This is a genomic window from Hominilimicola sp. (assembly GCF_046972485.1).
In the GTDB taxonomy this organism is placed as follows: domain Bacteria; phylum Bacillota; class Clostridia; order UBA1381; family UBA1381; genus Hominilimicola; species Hominilimicola fabiformis.
The window spans coordinates 1-1,544 of the sequence record NZ_JBKVWU010000217.1 but is presented as its reverse complement, the minus strand read 5'-3'; the positions used below and the strand labels follow the sequence as shown (position 1 = coordinate 1,544).

Here is a 1,544-nt window from a genome sequence, read left to right as displayed (position 1 = left end):
TATATAATGTAGAACAGCAAATAAAAGAGGTTACAAACAAAAATGTTGAGATAATCGACATTCGTGAATTCGGCGAATCGGAAAGAATTGAAGTGATAAATCAAGCGACTTTAATTTATTCCGAACATCCGCTGATCGAAAAAATATTTGCTCAATCAATGATGGAAGATTTTAAAATTGCTATGGATGAAAGAAAGGACGTTCAGCAGAGATATAAAGAATGCGGAACGTGCTATTTACAGTAAAACAGAGGTAAATCAATGGAAAAGGATATTATAATTAAAGGTGCAAGAGAGCATAATCTTAAAAATATCGATGTAAAAATACCACGAGAAAAGCTTGTCGTACTTACGGGGCTTTCGGGCTCCGGTAAATCATCTTTGGCGTTTGATACAATTTATGCAGAGGGACAAAGAAGATACGTAGAGTCACTGTCGTCATATGCAAGAATGTTTCTCGGTCAAATGGAAAAGCCAGATGTAGATTATATTGACGGTTTGTCGCCTGCAATCAGCATCGACCAAAAAACAACATCAAAAAATCCACGTTCAACAGTCGGTACAGTTACCGAAATATACGATTATTTAAGACTTTTGTATGCCCGAATCGGTATACCGCATTGCCCTAAATGCGGTAAAGAGGTTCAAAGACAGAGTATAGACCAAATTGTTGACAAAGTTATGTCATTGGGCGAAGGTACAAAAATTCAAATTCTTGCGCCTGTTATACGCGGTAAAAAAGGTGAGCAAAAAAAAGTATTTGAAAATGCAAGAAAAAGCGGATATGTGCGTGTAAAGGCCGACGGTGAACAATATGATTTAAGTGAGCCGATAGAGTTAAAGAAAACGCAAAAGCACAACATAGAAATTATCATAGACAGATTGATTATTCGTGAAAATATTGTTCAGAGACTTACCGATTCACTTGAAACAGCCATTGCATTGACAGGTGATGTTGTGCTTGTCGAGGTTATCGGCGGAGAGATTATGTCTTTCAGTCAGAATTTTGCGTGTGATGATTGCGGTATCAGTTTGCAGGAGCTTACTCCGAGATTGTTTTCTTTCAATAATCCATACGGTGCGTGTGATAATTGTGACGGTTTGGGTGCGTTGTCTAAAATCGACCCCGACCTTGTTATAGCAGACGAAAATTTAAGTATAATAAACGGTGCTATTTCAGCGACAGGCTGGGCAAATGCAAATAAAAAAGATTCGATGGCTTATATGTATTTTACAGCCCTTGCAGATTACTACGGATTTGATGTAAATACACCGTATAAAGATTTGCCGAAAGATATACAAAACATTATTCTTTACGGAACAGGCGATACAAACATTCCTATGAATTATGAACGCAGTTACGGCAGCGGTAAATACAGTGCACCGTTTGAAGGCGTTATAACAAACCTTGAAAGACGTTATAATGCCAACACATACGATTATGTAAAGAACGACATTGAACGTTACGTCAATGACGTAACTTGTCCGAAATGTCACGGTGCAAGACTTAATGATGAAGTGCTTGCGGTTACAATTAACGGAGTT

Annotated in this window: 1 protein-coding gene and 1 pseudogene; both read left to right on the top strand. The window is 37.8% G+C overall.

Annotated features, from left to right (window positions below):
- Positions 1 to 245 (top strand): hypothetical protein (locus tag ACLTU0_RS11905; protein WP_412322661.1); only part of this gene is annotated, 245 nt, incomplete at its 5' end.
- Positions 246 to 260: 15 nt separating this feature from the next.
- Positions 261 to 1,544: pseudogene (locus ACLTU0_RS11900) on the top strand (excinuclease ABC subunit UvrA); the annotation flags it as partial.